Raw genomic sequence first — 16,308 nt, forward strand, 5'->3', positions numbered from 1 at the left:
ACGACAACGGGGCGGCGCAGGATGGACACGGTGGCACGGCGGATCACGCTGGAAGGCAAGCAATGGCAATTCGACGCGGGCGCGGAGACGACCGTGCTGGCGGCGGCCGAGCAGGCCGGCATCCGCCTGCCCAGTTCCTGCCGCAACGGCACGTGCCGCACCTGCCTGTGTCAGCTGCGCAGCGGCAGCGTGCGTTACAAGATCGAATGGCCGGGTGTCAGCCTTGATGAAAAGCGCGAAGGCTATTTTCTGCCATGCGTGGCGCTGGCCGAGACGGACCTGATCATCGTCGCGCCGGCGGCAACTAAGATCGCCTGAGTTGGCGTGGCCAGCGCCGCCGGTTAGCCGGTCCGGGCCACCACCCGCACCACGGTGTGCCGGTGCTCGGCGAAGCCCATGCGCTGATAAAGCTGGCGGGCCGCGTCGTTGGCCGCCATCACGTGCAGGTAGGACTGTTCATCGCGCAGCATGTGGTTGCGGATCAGCTTGAGCATCAGGCGCCGCGCCAGCCCCCGGCCCTGGTGATCGGGAGCGGTGCACACGCCGCTGATTTCGCGCAGGCCGCTGGCGCAGGTGCGCTCGCCGGCCATGGCGACCAGCCGCCCGCCATCGACATAACCGTAGTAGTCGCCCAATTCCAGCGTGCGCGGGCCGAACGGGCCGGGTTTGGTCAGATCGGCCAGCGCCACCGCCTGCGCCACGTGTTGCGGCCCCAGCGCGATGGCGTCCGGCGCCGCGTCGGCGGCGGGCAGGCTGCCGCGCCAGACCATGCAGATCATCATCGCCTCCACTTCCACCGCCCAGCCTTCCGGCGCCGGCCCGGACCAGCCGGCGCAGTAGAAGCGCTCGCCCGGCGTGCAGAACGGCGCCAGCGCCGCGAAGTCGGGCTGCTCCGGGTCGGCGAAGCCGATGATGGGGGAAAAGCCCGGCGCGAAGCGGCGCGCGGCGCCGACGCCCGTGGCCAGGTGCGCTTGCGGCCCGCTCAGCGCGTGCCAGAAAATGTTGTCGAGCTGGTCAAGCATGGCGCCACGGTGTGGGTTGAGGTGGCGCCAGTGTAGCACCGCGCCGGCCACCCCGCGTGGGGGGGCGGGCATGGGCGCGCGCCCGTCGCTCAGTCGCCCTTGCTCAGCCGGCTCAGCAGGGCGGCCGTGCTCTCGCTCAGCGGCAGGCCGTGGCGCCGCAGCAGCTGGACGTTGAGGACCATGTTTTCCAGCACCAGCTTGGCGGCCACGGCCAGCAGGGTCAGTTGCCGGTCCTCCTCGCTGAAGTTCGCCATCGCGTCGGCCATCTCGCACAGGTGGTTGGCGATCAGGGCGCGCAGGTCGTGCTCGTCGAACGGCAGGTCGGCGAAATCGATCGGGTCTTCCCGTTCCACTTCCTCCATCAGCACTTCCAGTTGTTGCGGGGTGATCGTCATGGCGCGCTCCGGTGGTTGGCACGATTCAATTGTAGACCGGGCACGGCGCGAACCGCGTTAGAATCGCTGTTCCGATGACGAAAAATTAACGGCGATGGCGCACCTGATCTTTACCCAGCAGCTGGCCCGCTTCCTGCCCGTGCCCGAGGTGGACACGCGCGCGGCCGACCTGCGCGGCGCGCTCGACGACGCCTTCGCCGGCCAGCCCCGCCTGCGCGGCTATGTGCTCGACGAGCAAGGCCACCTGCGCGAGAACGTCGTCATCTTCATCGACGGCCAGCGCACGCGCGAGCGCCAGCGGCTCGACGATGCCCTGCGTCCCGATTCCCGGGTGTACATCCTGCAAGCCTTATCCGGAGGTTGACATGGCAGCACGCGCGTTTCTCGGTACCCGCAAGGGCTTGTTCGAACTGGCGCCGGTGAACGGCGTGTGGCAGCTGGGCGCCAGCCACTTCCTCGGCGATCCCGTGTCCATGGTGCTGGCCGATCCGCGCGACGGCGCGCTGTACGCGGCCCTCAACCTCGGCCATTTCGGCGCCAAGCTGCACCGGCGCGACGCCGGCGCCGACACGTGGACGGAGGTGGGCGTGCCCGCCTATCCGCCCAAGCCCGAGGGCAGCGACGACCCGCTCGAATGGAAGCTCAAGCAGATCTGGTCGCTGGCGGCCGGCGGCGCCGACGAGCCCGGCGTGCTGTGGGCCGGCACCCTGCCCGGCGGCCTGTTCCGCTCGGCCGACCGCGGCGCGACCTGGCAGCTGGTGGAGGCGCTGTGGCACGCGCCCGGGCGCACCCAATGGGCAGGCGGCGGCTACGACGTGCCGGGCATCCACAGCATCTGCGTCGACCCGCGCGACAGCCGTTCGGTGCTGGTGGGCGTGTCCACCGGCGGCGTGTGGCTGACCACCGACGGCGGCGCCAGCTGGACGCTGCGCGGCAAGGGCTTGCGCGCGAGCTACATGCCGCCGGAACTGGCCGAGGACCAGCTGGCGCAGGATCCGCACCGCATCGTGCGCTGCGCCGGCGCGCCCGACACCTTGTGGTGCCAGCATCACTGCGGCATCTGGCGCAGCACCGACAATGGCGCGCTGTGGGATGCCGTGCAGACGGCGCCGCTGTCCGGTTTCGGTTTCGCCGTCGCCGTCCATCCGCAGGACGGCGGGACGGCCTGGTTCGTGCCGGCCGAGGCCGACCAGCGCCGCATCCCGCCCGACGCGGCCCTGTCCGTCACGCGCACCACCGATGGCGGCGCGACGCTGGCGTCCATGCGCAGCGGTCTGCCGCAGGAAGATTGCTACGATCTGATCTACCGCCACGGCCTGGCTGTCGACGACGACGGCAAGACCTTGCTGATGGGCTCGACGACGGGCGCGGTCTGGCTGTCGGCCAATGGCGGCGAGCACTGGCAAACCATCGGCGTGCACTTGCCACCCGTGTACGCGGTGGCGTTCGGCTGATGGCCGGCCCGACGCTTGCGGTTTCCACGCATGGCCCCACATAACGACGACCCCCACCATCGGCCGCCCCGGCGACTACCGACATGACGACTGCCACCGCCCGCCTCAGCGCCACATTGAGCAAATACCATCAGAAGGATGGCAAATACCGCAATCCGGCCCGCATGCGCCGGGGCGGCCTGCTGAAAGGTCTCGGCATCGCGCTGCGCTTCCTGTTCGCCAAGCCGGCCAACACGGCGCCGAGCAAGCCGCTGCCCGTCCACGGCCTCAGCGCAGAACAATTGTTTGATGCTGATGACAATAGTTTGTTCCGTTTGGGCCATTCCACGCTGCTGCTCAAGCTGGGCGGCCAGTTCTGGCTGACCGACCCCGTGTTCTCGGAGCGCGCCTCGCCCGTGCAGTGGGCCGGGCCGCAACGCTTCCACGCGCCGCCGATCGCCATCGCCGACTTGCCGCCCATCCACGGCGTGATCCTGTCGCACGACCATTACGACCACCTGGACAAGGCCGCCGTGCTGGCCCTGGCCGAGCGCACCACCCACTTCGTCGCGCCGCTGGGCGTGGGCGACACGCTGGTGAGCTGGGGCATCGCGGCCGACAAGGTGCATCAGCTGGACTGGTGGCAAAGCAAGCATCTGGACGGCGTGAAGCTGGTGGCCACGCCGGCCCAGCACTTCTCCGGACGCGGCATGTTCGACGGCAACCGCACGCTGTGGTCGTCGTGGGTCATCGAGACGGCCCACACCCGCATCTTTTTCAGCGGCGACAGCGGCTATTTCAAGGGATTCAAGGAGATCGGCGACCTGTACGGTCCGTTCGACCTGACCATGATCGAGACCGGCGCCTACGACCCGCAGTGGCCGGACGTCCACATGCAGCCGGAGGAGAGCCTGCAGGCCCACGTGGACCTGCGCGGCAAGGTGCTGTTGCCGATCCACAATGGCACCTTCGACTTGGCCATGCACGCGTGGCATGAGCCGTTCGAGCGCATCGTGGCGCTGGCCCGCGAGCGCGAACTGCCGATCGCCACGCCGGCCATCGGCAAGGCGCTCAGCCTGACCGAACCGGACGCGCGCGAACACTGGTGGCTGCACGCGAAATAGGGCGGCGGCCGGCGCGCCGGTTCAGGCGACGGTGTTGATGAATTTGCCGATGGTCTGGCCCAGCGTGTTCACTTGCGGCCTGGCCGTGGTCAGCGCGGACGGCAGCGCTTGCTGGGAGGGGAGCGGTTTCTCGATGGCGTTGTCGATGCGGACCGGCGTGGCCGCTTTCAGCGCCGGCTGGGACGCCTGGCGGCTTTGCTGCTGGGCATCGCTGAGCTGCTGCTTGTCCTTGGTCAGCTGGGTCTGGCTTTGTTCCAGCCGGCTGGCATCCTGGTTCACGCGCGTCTGGTCCTGCTGCACCAGCTGTTGGGCCTGTGCGACCGATGCTTGCAACGCGTTGACGGATGTAAGGGCAGCCACCTCGATCACCTCAAAACGGAAACCGGCAGCGCAATCGCAGGCACGCGCCGGCGCCATCGCCACCAATCCTGTACATTTCAAGCGTAGGTCAAAATACGCACGGATGCCAGCAGTATCTGCCAAAACGGGCGCGTTGTCACGATGTCACCATGCATGGCGTCATGCGGGCACGCAAAATGGCGGCGGGCGCCGGCGGCGCTATCATGTTGATTATGTTGCATTTTTCCAAGAGCATGCCGGCGCCGGGGGCGGAAAAAGATTGCTGATTAAGCTATAATCGACGGTCAACACGGAATTGCAGGTATGAATCTCAAGAGTCTGGCCAATCTGCTGGGTATATCCAAGACAACGGTGAGCCGCGCATTGAATGGCTACCCGGAAGTGAACCGCCGCACGCGCGAGCGCGTGCTGAAGGCGGCCAAGGAGGCCGGTTACCAGGCCAACCCCATGGCCCGCAGCCTGGCGCTGGGGCGTTCCAACGTGTTCGGCATCATTTATCCGCTCGCGCCCAGCGACCTGGGCGACCCCATGTTCCTGGACGTGGTGGGCGGCATGTCGGAGGCGCTGGAGCAAGCCGGCCGCAACCTGATCATCGCCCCCGTGTCGCCCCAGAACGAGCTGCGCTCGTACCAGCAAGTGGTGCGCGGGCGGCGCGTGGACGGGCTGGTGGTGGCGCGCACGCTGGTGCACGACGAGCGCATCGCCTTCCTGAACAAGATCGGCTTCCCGTTCGTGGCCCATGGCCGCACCGAACTCGATGCGCCCTACGCGTGGTTCGATTACGACCACGAGGCCGGCATGCGGCTGGCCGCGCAGCATTTGCTGGCGCACGGCCACCAGCGCATCGCCATGTTGAGCGCGCCGCTGGAACTCAATTTCGCGCGCGCGCGCCAGGCCAGCCTGCTCGCCATCCTGGCCGAGGCGGGGCTGGCGCCCGACCCGCGCCACCTGATCGCCAACATCCTGGACCGCCGCAGCGGCCACCACGCGATGCAGCAGTTGCTGGCCTGCTCGCCGCGGCCGACGGCCGTGATCGTGGACAACCACCTGTCCGGCGTGGGCGCCGTGCGGGCGCTGGTGGACGCCGGCATCGCCATCGGCAAGGAGATCTCCATCATCGTGTGGGGCAACATGCCCGACACGCTGGCCTGTTCCGACGTGACCATCATCGACCAGCCCGAGCCGCGCCGCGCCGGCGAGCGCATGATCGAAATGCTGCTGGCGCTGGCCGACGGCACGCCGGCCGGTGAGTTGCAGGAGCTGTGGCAGCCGGTGCTGGTGCCCGGTTCCACAGTCGGCCCGCGCCCCGCCTCTTAAAAACAAACCGGGGTCAGGTCATACCGTCACGCAAGATGCGCGCATCTTGCGTGACGGTATGACCTGACCCCGGTTTTGGTTGGCGCCTGCGGCTTACATGTTGCGGCGGTACTGGCCGCCCACTTCGAACAGCGCCGTCGTGATCTGGCCCAGCGAGCAGACGCGCACGGCGTCCATCAGCTTGTCGAACACGTTGGCGTTGTCGATGGCGGCCTGCTGCAGCGCGGCCAGCGCGGCCGGGGCGGCGGCCGCGTTGCGGGCGTGGAAGTCCGCCAGGCGCGTGAGCTGCGATTGCTTTTCATCGTCCGTGGAACGCGCCAGTTCGATCTTCTGCGGCGCGTCGCTGGCCTTTGGATTGCGGAAGGTGTTGACGCCGATGATGGGCAGCGTGCCGTCGTGCTTCTGGTGCTCGTACAGCAGCGACTCCTCCTGGATCTTGCCGCGCTGGTAGCCGGTCTCCATCGCGCCGAGCACGCCGCCACGCTCGGCGATGCGCTCGAATTCCTGCAGCACGGCTTCCTCCACCAGGTCGGTCAGCTCGTCGATGATGAACGAGCCCTGGTTCGGGTTCTCGTTCTTGGCCAGGCCCCATTCGCGGTTGATGATCAGCTGGATCGCCAGTGCCCTGCGCACCGATTCGTCGGTCGGTGTGGTGATGGCCTCGTCGTAGGCGTTGGTGTGCAGCGAGTTGCAGTTGTCGTAGATGGCGATCAGCGCCTGCAGCGTGGTGCGGATGTCGTTGAAGTCGATCTCCTGCGCGTGCAGCGAGCGGCCCGACGTCTGCACGTGGTACTTGAGCTTCTGGCTGCGGTCGTTGGCGCCGTACTTGTCGCGCATGGCCACGGCCCAGATGCGGCGCGCCACGCGGCCCAGCACCGTGTATTCCGGGTCCATGCCGTTGGAGAAGAAGAACGACAGGTTGGGCGCGAAATCGTCGATGTGCATGCCGCGCGCCAGGTAGGCTTCCACGAACGTGAAGCCGTTCGACAGCGTGAACGCCAGCTGCGAGATCGGGTTCGCGCCCGCCTCGGCGATGTGGTAGCCGGAGATCGACACCGAGTAGAAGTTGCGCACCTGGTGGTGGACGAAGTATTCTTGGATGTCGCCCATCACCTTGAGCGAGAACTCGGTCGAGAAGATGCAGGTGTTCTGGCCCTGGTCTTCCTTGAGGATGTCGGCCTGCACCGTGCCGCGCACGTTCTGCAGCACCCAGGCGCGGATCTTGGCCGCTTCGTCGGCGCTCGGCTCGCGCTGGTTCTCGGCCTTGAACTTGTCGACCTGCTGGTCGATGGCGGTGTTCATGAACATGGCCAGGATGGTGGGCGCCGGGCCGTTGATGGTCATCGACACCGAGGTGCTCGGGCTGCACAGGTTGAAGCCGTCGTACAGCACCTTCATGTCGTCCAGCGTGGCGATCGACACGCCCGAGTTGCCCACCTTGCCGTAGATGTCGGGGCGCACGGCCGGGTCGGCGCCGTACAGGGTGACCGAGTCGAACGCGGTCGACAGGCGCTTGGCGTCCATGCCGGTGGAGACCAGCTTGAAGCGGCGGTTGGTGCGGAAGGCGTCGCCTTCGCCGGCGAACATGCGGGTCGGGTCTTCGCCTTCGCGCTTGAAGGCGAACACGCCGGCCGTGAACGGGAACGAGCCGGGCACGTTTTCCAGCATCAGGAAGCGCAGCACTTCGCCGTGGTCCTCGTAGCGGGGCAGGGCCACCTTGCGGATCTTGGTGCCCGACAGCGTGTGCTGGATCAACCGGGTGCGGATTTCCTTGTCGCGGATTTTGACCACGTAATCATCGCCCGCATACGCTGCCTGCAGGTCCGGCCATTGGGCCAGCAGCTTCTTGGCGCCGGCGTCCATGGCGCCGTCGCGCTCGGAGATCAGTTCGTCGAAATCGGCGCCCAGGTTCAAGTTTTTCTTGGCGGCGGCCAGCATGCGCTTCGATTCGGTCAGCTGCTGGCGTTCGCGCGCCAGCGTGACCTGCTTGCCGGTGAATTTGTGGTAGCCGCGCACGGTGTCGGCGATTTCGGCCAGGTAGCGGGCGCGCGCCGGCGGCACGATCACGTGCTTGCCGCTCGAATATTTGACATCGACGGCGGCCAGCTTGCCCGGCTTGGCCTGCAGGCCGAACTGGGCCAGCTTGGGCAACAGGCCTTGATACAGCGCCGTGACACCGTCGTCGTTGAAGCGCGACGCCTGGGTGCCGTACACGGGCATCTCGTCGGGGCGCTTGGACCACAGTTCGCGGTTGCGCTGGTACTGCTTGGCCACGTCGCGCAGCGCGTCCTGCGCGCCCTTGCGGTCGAACTTGTTGATGGCGATGAAGTCGGCGAAATCGAGCATGTCGATTTTTTCCAGCTGCGAGGCGGCGCCGAATTCGGGCGTCATCACGTACATCGACACATCCACGTGCGGCACGATGGCGGCGTCGCCCTGGCCGATGCCCGAGGTTTCCACGATCACCAGGTCGAAGCCGGCCACCTTGCAGGCGGCGATCACGTCCGGCAGCGCCTGCGAAATCTCGGAGCCAGCCTCGCGCGTGGCGAGCGAGCGCATGAACACGCGCGTCTGGCCGGCCCACGGGTTGATGGCGTTCATGCGGATGCGGTCGCCCAGCAGCGCGCCGCCCGATTTGCGGCGCGACGGGTCGATCGAGATCACGGCGATGTTGAGCGCGTCGCCCTGGTCGAGGCGGATGCGGCGGATCAGTTCATCGGTCAGCGACGATTTGCCGGCGCCGCCGGTGCCGGTGATGCCCAGCGTGGGCACGCCCAGGCCGATGGCCGCGTCCAGCAGTTCGGCGCGCAGCGCGGGCGATGCCTTTTCATTTTCCAGCGCCGTGATCAGCTGGGCCAGCGGCCGGTGGCGCTGGGCGATGTCACCTTCCTTGAGCGGGGCCAGCGAGGTGGGCGAGTACTGCGACAGGTCGATGTCGCACTGCTGCACCATCCACTGGATCATGCCCACCAGGCCCATGCGCTGGCCATCCTCGGGGCTGAAGATGCGGGTCACGCCGTAGGCATGCAGTTCCGCGATCTCGTCGGGCACAATCACGCCGCCGCCGCCGCCGAACACCTTGATGTGGGCGCCGCCGCGCTGGCGCAGCAGGTCGATCATGTACTTGAAGTATTCGACGTGGCCGCCCTGGTAGCTGGAGATGGCGATGCCTTGCACGTCTTCGGCCAGGGCCGCCGTCACCACCTCGTCGACCGAGCGGTTGTGGCCCAGGTGGACCACTTCCACGCCGTTGGACTGCAGGATGCGGCGCATGATGTTGATCGAGGCGTCGTGGCCGTCGAACAGGGAGGCGGCGGTGACGAAGCGCACCTTGTTGGCCAGCTTGGGCTGTTCCGGCACGGCGGCGATTTTCGGAGCGGAGAGGTCGTTCATGGGTGTCCTTGTCATTCTGGGCGCGAGGCGTGGTCAGGCTGTCGTCAAATTATATGACGTTTACGTTAACGTCAAGTCAAGCGAAATCGCTGGCTGGCGATTCGCTTGTATGACGCCAGCCACGCCCCGGCCCGGGTGGTGTCTGCTGGCGGCGGGCCGGCCTTGATTTCCGGGCAAGATTGCACGGGAATGCGGGCCGGCCGCGCCTTTGGAATCAGGCCGCGTGCTGGCGGCCGCCGTCGAGCACGCCCATCAGGCGCGCCTTCTCGGCGTGGAACAGGGCCACGGCCTTTTCCTTCACGTGGCCGAAGCCGCGCACTTTCTCCGGCAGCGCGGCCAGCGCCACCGCCGTTTCGTGGTTTTCGGCCGTCAGCTTGCCGAGGATGGCGGCCGTCATCTCGCGGTATTCCGCGATCAGGGCACGCTCCATCTTACGCTCTTCCGTGTAGCCGAAGATGTCGAACACGCCGCCGCGCAGGCCCTTGGCCTTGGCCAGCAGCTGGAACGCGCGCCACATCCACGAGCCGAATTCCGCCTTCACCAGGTGGCCTTTGGCATCCTTGCGCGCCAGCAGCGGCGGGGCCAGGTTGAACTTGAGCGTGAAGTCGCCGTCGAACTGCTGCTGGAGCTGTTCGACGAAGCGGCCATCCGTGTACAGGCGCGCCACTTCGTACTCGTCCTTGTACGACATCAGCTTGAAGTAGGACTTGGCCACGGCCGTGGTCAGCTTGTTGCCGAGGCCGAGCGTCGTCTCCTTGGCGCGCACCTGCGCCACCAGTTCCTCGTAGCCGGCCGCGTAGGCTTCGTTCTGGTAGTCGGTGAGGAACTGCACGCGGCGTTTGATGATCGTGTCCAGGCTTTGCGGCATCTGCACCACGATGGCCTGGGTCGGCGTGGCGATCTTTTCCACGCGCTTGAAATCGACGGCGGCGCGGCGGCCCCACAGGAAGCTCTGCTTGTTGGCGGCGATGCCCACGCCGTTCAATTCGATGGCGCGCAGCAGCGACGCCTCGTTGAGCGGGATGCGGCCCTTCTGCCACGCGTAACCGAGCATGAACAGGTTGGCCGCGATCGAGTCGCCCATCAGCGCCGTGGCCAGCTTGGTGGCGTTGATGAAGTCGGCGCTGTGGTACTGCGCGGCGCCCACCGATTCGCTGATCAGGGCGCGCACCTCGTCCACCGGGTACTGCCAGTCCGGTTGCTGGGCGAAGGTGCCGGGCGGCTGCTCGTGCAGGTTGACCACGGCCATGGTGCGGCCCGGACGCATCTTGGACACGGCGTCGGCGGCGCCGGCCGTCAGCATGTCGCAGCCGAGCACCAGGTCGGCCTCACCGGTGGCGATGCGCTGGGCGCGCAGGTGGGCCGGGGTGCGGGCGATCTTCACGTGCGAGGTGACGGAGCCGTTCTTCTGCGACATGCCCGTCATGTCGAGCACGGACGCGCCCTTGCCCTCCAGGTGGGCGGCCATGCCCATCAGCGCGCCGACCGTGATCACGCCGGTGCCGCCGATGCCGTTGATGAGGATGTTGTACGGCTGTTCGCAGTCGGGCAGGGCGGGCACGGGCAGCGCGCCGAAGCCGTCGTCCTCGTTATCCTTGCGCACGCCCGTCTTCGATTTCTTCAGGGTGCCGCCTTCCACTGTCACGAAGCTGGGGCAGAAGCCTTTCACGCACGAGTAGTCCTTGTTGCACGACGACTGGTCGATGGTGCGCTTGCGGCCGAACTCCGTCTCCTTGGGCAGGATGGAGGTGCAGTTGGACTGGATGCCGCAGTCGCCGCAGCCTTCGCACACGGCTTCGTTGATCACCATGCGCTTGGCCGGGTCGGGGAACTCGCCCTTCTTGCGGCGGCGGCGCTTCTCGGCCGCGCAGGTCTGGTCGTAGATCAGCACCGACACGCCTTGCACTTCGCGCAGTTCGCGCTGCACGGCGTCCATCTCCTTGCGGTCGTGCAGGCTGACGATGGTGGGCAGGGCCGAGCGGTCGGTGTAGCGGTTCAGGTCTTCCGTCACCAGCGCGATGCGCTTCACGCCTTCGGCCGCCATCTGCTGGGCGATCATGGGCACGGAGGTGGTGCCGTCGACCGGCTGGCCGCCCGTCATGGCGACGGCGTCGTTGTACAGGATCTTGTAGGTCATGTTGACCTTGGCCGCCACGGCCGCGCGGATCGCCAGGTAGCCGGAGTGGAAATAGGTGCCGTCGCCAAGGTTCTGGAACACGTGCGGCAGCTTGGAGAACGCGGCCTGGCCGATCCACGGCGCGCCTTCGCCGCCCATGTGGGTGGTCAGCTTGTTGTGTTCTGGGTAGATCGAGGTGGCCATCACGTGGCAGCCGATGCCGGCCAGCGCCAGGCTGCCGTCGGGCACCTTGGTCGAGGTGTTGTGCGGGCAGCCGGAGCAGTAGAAGGCGGGGCGGAAGGGCGTGTCGATGGCTTTCTTGAGCACGGCGTCCTTGGCGTCCAGGAAGCTCAGGCGGGCCTTGATGTGGTCGCAGGTCACCGGGTCCGAGATCAGGCGCGACACCCGGCTGGCGATCACGCGCGCCACCTGCGACACGGAAAAGTCGGCCTTGGAGGTCAGCAGCCATTCGCCGCGCGGGGCCACCCATTCGCCTTTTTCGTCGAACTTGCCGATCACGCGCGGGCGCACGTCGTCGCGCCAGTTGTACAGCTGTTCCTTGAGCTGGTATTCGACGATCTGGCGTTTTTCCTCGACCACCAGGATCTCGTCCAGACCCTGCGCGAATTCGCGCACGCTGTCCGGTTCCAGCGGCCACGGCATGGCGACCTTGAACAGGCGCAGGCCGACCTTGGCCGCCATCTGCTCATCGATGCCCAGTTCCTCCAGCGCTTCGAGCACGTCGAGGTAGGACTTGCCGGAGGCGATGATGCCGAGCTTGGCGTCGGGGCTGGTGATGGTGGTGTGGTTGAGCTTGTTCTCGCGGGCGTAGGCCAGGGCCGCGTAGATCTTGTAGTCCTGCATCAGCGCTTCCTGGTTGCGCGCCTGCTGGCCCAGCGGGATGCTGGACAGGCGCGCGTTCAGGCCGCCTTCGGGCATCTGGAAATCCTGCGGGATCTTGCATTCGACGCGGAACGGGTTGGCATCGACCGAGGCCGACGATTCGACCGTGTCGGCCAGCGCCTTGAACGCCACCGTGCAGCCGGAGAAGCGCGACATGGCCCAGCCGTGCAGGCCCAGGTCCAGGTACTCCTGCACATTGCATGGGTACAGCACGGGGATCATGGAGGCCGAGAACAGGTGGTCGGACTGGTGCGGCAGCGTGGACGAGTAGGCGCCATGGTCGTCGCCGGCCACCAGCAGCACGCCGCCGTGCCTGGACGTGCCCGCATGGTTCATGTGCTTGAAGACGTCGCCGCAGCGGTCCACACCGGGACCCTTGCCGTACCACATGGCGAACACGCCGTCGTACTTGGCTTCGCCGATCAGGTCCACCTGCTGCGAGCCCCACACGGCGGTGGCGGCCAGGTCCTCGTTGACGCCGGGCACGAACTGGACGTGGTGCTCGGCCAGGTGTTTCTGCGCCTTCCACAGGTTTTCATCGAGGCCGCCCAGCGGCGAGCCGCGGTAGCCGGAAATGAAGCCGGCCGTGTTCAGGCCGGCGGCCAGGTCGCGCTGGCGCTGCATCATGGGCAGGCGCACCAGGGCTTGGATGCCGGACAGGAAGATGGCGCCGTCGGTGGCGGTGTATTTGTCGTCGAGGGTGACGGTGGTGAGGCGGTCGGTGGCGGTCGCCGCGACGCCGGTGGACGTGGCAGGGCCGTTGGCCGTGGTATCAGGCATGGTGTTGTCTCCGTGGTATCAGATCGCGCCCGGTCTGTGGAAGCGCCGGGTAGGCGCACCAGGGTCGGGCCATTGGCCGCCGGTTATGGCGGCGAAGCGGATCGTTGGGGCTCAACAATCCGCGTCGCGCCCAGTGTAGAGATTAGTTGACGTGAACGGAAATAGCGTTTGCGGATGGGGGTATAAGAAAAATTGATGGGATGGGGCGATCGGGCGCACTGCTGCGTTGGCACAAATCCGGCTGATTGGGCGAGCGCAGACTGGGGCGGTTGGCCACGGTCGGCTGCAGTTATCAATCCGGTCTAGGTTTCACTTGACAACCGTGGAGGTGGTGACTAATCTGGAGGCAGCAATGAAACGAACATCGCATCCGCACAAAGATGTTGATGCCGCATTACGGTACGCAGAGGAACATGGGTGGTCAGTCAAAGTGGGTGGTAGCCATGCGTGGGGGCGGATTTACTGCCCCTACAACAACAATGACTGCCGCTGCGGCGAATTTTGCATCACCAGTATCTGGAGCACGCCCAAGAACCCGGGCAACCACGCCAAATCCATACGGCGCGCCGTTGATAATTGCACCGAGCATAAGGCTGTTGTAGCGGCAAAAAAACCGGAGTGACATCATGGAATATCTGTTTATCCTCAAGTATCAACTGTCGGCGCAAGACTGCAATCAGGAAGATATTGTGGAACGCTTGGGCGCCGCCGGCTGCGACGATGCGCTGATCGGTATCGGCCAACCGGGCCGCATCGCGCTGGAATTCACCCGCGAGGCTGACAGCGCGCAAGCGGCGCTGCTCAGCGCGCTGGCCGACGTCAAACAGGCCGTGCCCAGCGCCCGGCTGATCGAGGCCGGCCCCGATTATGTTGGCCTGACCGATGTGGCCGAGCTGGTCGGCACCACGCGCCAGAACATGCGCAAGATGATGGTTAACCACGCCACCAGTTTTCCACCGCCTGTGCATGACGGCAGCATCGCCGTGTGGCATCTGGTGGACGTGTTGAAATGGCTGCTGGCCAGGGGGGCCTACCCGGTCGCCGCCGGCGTGGCCGAGGTGGCGGAGACGGCCAAGCAGGTCAATCTGGCCAAGGCCGCGCCCGCGCTGGCGCCGGGCATGCAGCGGCAATTGCAGGCGCTGCTGGTCTGAGTGGCGACGGCCGCCGACTAGGGCAGTGGCCGGGCGCCCAGCCAGGTGCCGCCGGCGCACAGTTCGGCCGCCACCTGCACCGCCAGCCGGCTGATGGCGTTCGCCGCAGCGGTCAGCGGGATGTTTTTCGACGCGCACAACACCACCGTGCGCGAGATGGCGGGGTTGTGGATGCGGTAGCTGCGCATGGCGCCCCGTTCCACTTCGTCCTGCAGCGGCGCCACGGGCAGGATGGTGGCGCCCATGCCGGCCAGGATGGCCGACTTGAGGATGGCGATCGAATTGATCTCGATGACGTCGCCGGGCGTGAGTCCCGCCGTGCGCGCCACGCTTTCGATGCGCGGGCGCACGCCATGCTGCAGGCCCGGCAGGATCAGTGGCGCGGCCAGCGCCTGCGCCAGCGTGATGGATGCGCCTTCCGGCGCGCAAGCGGCGTCGGCGCGGCAAATGAAGCGTAATTCCTCCTCCGCCAGCACGGTGCAGGCGAACGGCGTGAGCTGGCCGTCGTCGAACAGCACGGCCAGGTTGACCCGGCCCGATTGCAGCTGTTCGCTCAGGTTGCCCGTCAATTCCTCCGTCAATTGCAGCGTAATTTCAGGATAGTGCTGGCGGGCGGCCATCAGCAGCGGCAGCGCCAGCGCGCCCGAGATGCTGTGCGGCAGCCCCAGGGTCACGCTGCCCGACGGGCGTGTGGCCGACTGGGTCACGGCCGAGCGGGCGTCGGCCACCTGCTTGAGGATGGCTTGCGCATGCTGGTAGAACACCTTGCCGGCCTCGGTGCTGAGCACGCCCTGGGCCGTGCGGTGCAGTAGTTGCGCGTCCAGTTCCTGTTCCAGCTGGCGTAGCTGCTGGGTCAGTGCGGGTTGGGCCACGTGCAGCACCAGCGCCGCGCGCGATAGCGAGCCATGATCGACGATAGCGACAAAATAGCGGAGTTGACGTAATTCCATGGGACTTGTGTTGCGCAGTATGTAAAAAACCGGATACAAATGCTGCCGGAATAGCAAAACATAGTCCTGGACAGAAACTATTTGTTATACTCATTCTAACGCTTCCTGTCCCTCCAGCTACCTTTGTGAGTGTTTTGTATGTTTAAGAAAGTCGATTCCTCACAGCTGAAAGTGGGCATGTACATCCATGATCTCAGTTGCGACTGGATGACCCATCCGTTTATCCGCAACCGTTTCCTCATCGGCAGCGAAGACGAGATCCGCAAGATCATCCAGGCCGGCATCCACGACGTCGTGATCGACAGCGACAAGGGGCTGGACGTGGAGGACGCGCCCACGCTGGACGAGGCGCAGGCGGAAACGGAACGCGAACTGGTGGAGCTGGCGGCCAAGCCGGTGGTGGTGACGCGCGTGTCGCTGGGCGAGGAAATGGCGCGCGCGACCCAGATCCGGCACCAGGCCTCGAACCTGGTGCGCACCGTCATGCGCGACGCCCGGCTCGGCAAGGCGATCGAACTGGACCAGGTGCAGCCCGTGGTGCAGAACATCACGGAGTCGATCCTGCGCAATCCGGGCGCGCTGGTCGGTTTGCTGCGCATCAAGACCAAGGACGATTACACCTTCCTCCATTCCGTCAGCGTGTGCGCGCTGCTGGTGGCGTTCTGCCGTTCGCGCGGCATGGACGCCGCACTGACCCACCAGGCCGGCCTCGGCGGCCTGCTGCACGACACCGGCAAGGCGCTGGTGCCGGACGCCATCCTGAACAAGCCGGGCCCGCTGACGGACGAGGAGTTCGCCATCATCAAACGCCATCCCAAGGATGGCTACGACATCCTGTTGCAGTCGCCCGAGGTGGGCCCGATTCCGCTCGACATCACGCTGCACCACCACGAGCGGCGCGACGGCAGCGGCTATCCGAACAAGCAGGCCGGCGACGAGATCAGCGAATTGGCGCAGATGGCGGCCATTGTCGACGTTTATGATGCGATCACGGCCGATCGCTGCTATCACAAGGGCATGTCGGCGGCGGCCGCCCTGCGCAAGATCTACGAGTGGAGCAAGTTCCACTTCAATCCCGCCTATGCGCAGGACTTCATGCGTTGCGTGGGGATTTATCCGGTCGGCACCATGGTGCTGCTGGAATCGGGGCGGCTGGCGGTGGTGATCGAACCGCACGAGACCAATCTGCTGGCGCCCAAGGTCAATGTGTTCTTCAACACCAAGCAAAACCTCTACATCAAGCCGGAAACCATCGACTTGTCGCGCGGGCTGGGCTTCGGCGGCGGCGACAAGATCGTCGGCCACGAGTCGCCGTCCAAGTGGAAGGTCGATCCCATGCGCTTCCTCACGCTGGCCTGACGCCG

At 66.3% G+C, this 16,308-nt stretch carries 14 protein-coding genes; 8 read left to right on the top strand and 6 right to left on the bottom strand.

The annotated features are described in order from the left end of the window. The first annotated feature begins 21 nt into the window (after positions 1-21). Positions 22-318, top strand: coding sequence for a 2Fe-2S iron-sulfur cluster-binding protein (locus AC1RQG_RS01050; RefSeq protein ID WP_493127432.1), 297 nt, complete (start codon positions 22-24; stop codon positions 316-318). Positions 319-341: 23 nt separating this feature from the next. Here the strand turns inward: AC1RQG_RS01050 and AC1RQG_RS01055 are convergent, their stop codons facing one another. Together AC1RQG_RS01055 and AC1RQG_RS01060 are read right to left on the bottom strand one after the other, a co-directional pair. Continuing rightward, on the bottom strand, positions 342-1,094 hold the full coding sequence (locus tag AC1RQG_RS01055; RefSeq protein ID WP_493127433.1) for a GNAT family N-acetyltransferase: 753 nt from the start codon (positions 1,092-1,094) through the stop codon (positions 342-344). A 17-nt stretch (positions 1,095-1,111) separates the two neighbouring features. Beyond that, complete coding sequence (locus AC1RQG_RS01060; protein ID WP_493127435.1) at positions 1,112-1,417, bottom strand: hypothetical protein; 306 nt, start codon at positions 1,415-1,417, stop codon at positions 1,112-1,114. A gap of 94 nt (positions 1,418-1,511) precedes the next feature. Here AC1RQG_RS01060 and AC1RQG_RS01065 point away from each other — a divergent pair, with 94 nt between their 5' ends. From AC1RQG_RS01065 to AC1RQG_RS01075, 3 genes are all read left to right on the top strand, one after another. Then, positions 1,512-1,781, top strand: coding sequence for a ubiquitin family protein (locus tag AC1RQG_RS01065; protein ID WP_493127437.1), 270 nt, complete (start codon positions 1,512-1,514; stop codon positions 1,779-1,781). 1 nt (position 1,782) lies between these two features. Then, positions 1,783-2,871, top strand: coding sequence for a WD40/YVTN/BNR-like repeat-containing protein (locus AC1RQG_RS01070; protein ID WP_493127439.1), 1,089 nt, complete (start codon positions 1,783-1,785; stop codon positions 2,869-2,871). Between the two features lie 83 nt (positions 2,872-2,954). Beyond that, positions 2,955-3,974 carry an MBL fold metallo-hydrolase gene (locus AC1RQG_RS01075; protein WP_493127441.1) on the top strand — a complete coding sequence of 340 codons (1,020 nt, stop codon included), beginning with the start codon at positions 2,955-2,957 and terminating at the stop codon, positions 3,972-3,974. A 21-nt stretch (positions 3,975-3,995) separates the two neighbouring features. On the opposite strand, the gene AC1RQG_RS01080 is transcribed toward AC1RQG_RS01075, so the two are convergent. Next, a complete protein-coding gene (locus AC1RQG_RS01080) occupies positions 3,996-4,334 on the bottom strand; it encodes a hypothetical protein (RefSeq protein WP_493127443.1) in 339 nt (112 codons plus the stop codon). Positions 4,335-4,637: 303 nt separating this feature from the next. On the opposite strand from AC1RQG_RS01080, the gene AC1RQG_RS01085 reads away from it, so the two are divergent. Further along, positions 4,638-5,651, top strand: a complete 1,014-nt coding sequence (locus AC1RQG_RS01085) for a substrate-binding domain-containing protein (protein ID WP_493127445.1) — start codon at positions 4,638-4,640, stop codon at positions 5,649-5,651. A 93-nt stretch (positions 5,652-5,744) separates the two neighbouring features. On the opposite strand, the gene icmF is transcribed toward AC1RQG_RS01085, so the two are convergent. Together icmF and AC1RQG_RS01095 are read right to left on the bottom strand one after the other, a co-directional pair. Continuing rightward, positions 5,745-9,044 carry a fused isobutyryl-CoA mutase/GTPase IcmF gene (icmF, locus tag AC1RQG_RS01090; protein WP_493127447.1) on the bottom strand — a complete coding sequence of 1,100 codons (3,300 nt, stop codon included), beginning with the start codon at positions 9,042-9,044 and terminating at the stop codon, positions 5,745-5,747. A 214-nt stretch (positions 9,045-9,258) separates the two neighbouring features. Beyond that, on the bottom strand, positions 9,259-12,843 hold the full coding sequence (locus tag AC1RQG_RS01095) for an indolepyruvate ferredoxin oxidoreductase family protein (protein ID WP_493127449.1): 3,585 nt from the start codon (positions 12,841-12,843) through the stop codon (positions 9,259-9,261). 352 nt (positions 12,844-13,195) lie between these two features. Here AC1RQG_RS01095 and AC1RQG_RS01100 point away from each other — a divergent pair, with 352 nt between their 5' ends. Together AC1RQG_RS01100 and AC1RQG_RS01105 are read left to right on the top strand one after the other, a co-directional pair. After that, positions 13,196-13,465: a hypothetical protein gene (locus AC1RQG_RS01100; RefSeq protein WP_493127451.1), complete on the top strand. Its 270-nt coding sequence runs from the start codon at positions 13,196-13,198 to the stop codon at positions 13,463-13,465. A gap of 4 nt (positions 13,466-13,469) precedes the next feature. After that, entirely contained in the window at positions 13,470-13,994 is a 525-nt protein-coding gene (locus tag AC1RQG_RS01105; protein WP_493127453.1) for a helix-turn-helix transcriptional regulator, read from the top strand. A gap of 17 nt (positions 13,995-14,011) precedes the next feature. On the opposite strand, the gene AC1RQG_RS01110 is transcribed toward AC1RQG_RS01105, so the two are convergent. After that, positions 14,012-14,944, bottom strand: a complete 933-nt coding sequence (locus AC1RQG_RS01110) for a LysR substrate-binding domain-containing protein (RefSeq protein ID WP_493127455.1) — start codon at positions 14,942-14,944, stop codon at positions 14,012-14,014. A 138-nt stretch (positions 14,945-15,082) separates the two neighbouring features. Between AC1RQG_RS01110 and AC1RQG_RS01115 the strand changes: the two genes are divergently transcribed. Further along, positions 15,083-16,303, top strand: a complete 1,221-nt coding sequence (locus AC1RQG_RS01115; RefSeq protein ID WP_493127458.1) for an HD-GYP domain-containing protein — start codon at positions 15,083-15,085, stop codon at positions 16,301-16,303. The last annotated feature ends 5 nt before the right edge of the window (positions 16,304-16,308 follow it).

The sequence above is a fragment of the Rugamonas sp. GW822-FHT03B10 genome, from assembly GCF_058801745.1.

Coding starts and splice junctions, on each gene's coding strand:
- AC1RQG_RS01070 (WP_493127439.1), top strand. CDS start 1,783: ATGGCAGCACGCGCGTTTCTCGGTACCCGCAAGGGCTTGTTCGAACTG.
- AC1RQG_RS01100 (WP_493127451.1), top strand. CDS start 13,196: ATGAAACGAACATCGCATCCGCACAAAGATGTTGATGCCGCATTACGG.
- AC1RQG_RS01075 (WP_493127441.1), top strand. CDS start 2,955: ATGACGACTGCCACCGCCCGCCTCAGCGCCACATTGAGCAAATACCAT.
- AC1RQG_RS01060 (WP_493127435.1), bottom strand. CDS start 1,417: ATGACGATCACCCCGCAACAACTGGAAGTGCTGATGGAGGAAGTGGAA.
- AC1RQG_RS01065 (WP_493127437.1), top strand. CDS start 1,512: ATGGCGCACCTGATCTTTACCCAGCAGCTGGCCCGCTTCCTGCCCGTG.
- AC1RQG_RS01110 (WP_493127455.1), bottom strand. CDS start 14,944: ATGGAATTACGTCAACTCCGCTATTTTGTCGCTATCGTCGATCATGGC.
- AC1RQG_RS01085 (WP_493127445.1), top strand. CDS start 4,638: ATGAATCTCAAGAGTCTGGCCAATCTGCTGGGTATATCCAAGACAACG.
- AC1RQG_RS01115 (WP_493127458.1), top strand. CDS start 15,083: ATGTTTAAGAAAGTCGATTCCTCACAGCTGAAAGTGGGCATGTACATC.
- AC1RQG_RS01055 (WP_493127433.1), bottom strand. CDS start 1,094: ATGCCCGCCCCCCCACGCGGGGTGGCCGGCGCGGTGCTACACTGGCGC.
- AC1RQG_RS01105 (WP_493127453.1), top strand. CDS start 13,470: ATGGAATATCTGTTTATCCTCAAGTATCAACTGTCGGCGCAAGACTGC.
- icmF (WP_493127447.1), bottom strand. CDS start 9,044: ATGAACGACCTCTCCGCTCCGAAAATCGCCGCCGTGCCGGAACAGCCC.
- AC1RQG_RS01050 (WP_493127432.1), top strand. CDS start 22: ATGGACACGGTGGCACGGCGGATCACGCTGGAAGGCAAGCAATGGCAA.
- AC1RQG_RS01095 (WP_493127449.1), bottom strand. CDS start 12,843: ATGCCTGATACCACGGCCAACGGCCCTGCCACGTCCACCGGCGTCGCG.